Annotated in this window: 1 protein-coding gene; it reads right to left on the reverse strand. The window is 64.0% G+C overall.

Going from position 1 to position 1,040, the window contains the following annotated elements; all coding sequences use genetic code 11:
* Positions 1–486: 486 nt before the first annotated feature.
* The coding region (locus tag LQV45_RS35360; RefSeq protein ID WP_230012717.1) for a peptidase dimerization domain-containing protein at positions 487–1,040 on the reverse strand (554 nt) is incomplete at its 5' end.

The raw sequence follows: 1,040 nt of genomic DNA on the forward strand, positions 1-1,040 counted from the left end.
TCGCCGAATGGCGTGCAACCGGCAACGACGAACGCAATGCCCGCCTGGTAGTAGCAGGAAGCCAGCGGAGCACACTCGTCATCGAGCACACACCCGCGACCGTCCCGGCGCCCGGCCGCGAGTAAGCGGCCAGAAACCGAGCCGCCGGATTCACAGCGGCCCGGCATTACTCACTGCCTGGAACACAAAACGCCCCGAGGCTCTTTGATGAGTGCTCACCTAACGTGCCTTCGTAGCCCCTTCTGAGCGGCGGTTTGTCATAGTCACTGCTATCGGCGGCGTAGGCAGACTCACGGACTGCGGTAGTGACAGACTTCCGGTGTTGTGAACGCATTCCACCCGTCTTGCGAAATGCAGGCAAGCCTCAGTTCTGTGCACGGGGTTGGTGCTGGTGTTTTGGGTCTTGCTGCCAGGGCCGACGGGGGATTGGACGGCTTACTGCACACGCAACATCTGCCTCGGACGCGGCTGTCCTTCCTCGTCTGATTAGGAGGCCGTCGCGTTGGCCGGTGGTGAATTATCCAGGTCGAGCCAGGCCAGGGCTGCGGTGACGAGGGCTTCGGTTCCGGTCTGCAGGGTCGGCTGGAGGACGGGTAGGAACATCGGCGAGTGGTTGGCCGGAACGTCCTCCAGCACCCGGCCGTCCCGTACGGCAGCCCTGTAGGTCTGCGGGTCCGTTCCGCCGATGCCCCAGTAGGTGTAGGGGATGTTGCCGGTCCGGGGAATATCGCTAAAGTCTTCGCTGGCGGTCTGGAGCTCGAGGCTGCCGGCCCGGTCGCCGAAGTGGGTGCTGAATGCCCCGGCTACGCGCGTGGTTGTTGCCTCGTCGTTGACGGTGAGCGGAAAACTGTCGAAGGTTTCGAAGTCCGGTTCTTTGGGGGAGCCGCTGGCGGCGCACCCGGCTTGGACGGCGCGTCGGACAGAGTCGAGAATCCGCTGCCGGGTGGCGTCGGTGTAGGTGCGCAGGTTCAGTTCCATGACCGCCTGGTCCGGGATGATGTTGCTCTTGGTTCCGGCGTGAAGGCTCCCGACGGTGAGGA

This window comes from Microbacterium sp. Bi128 (genome assembly GCF_918698205.1).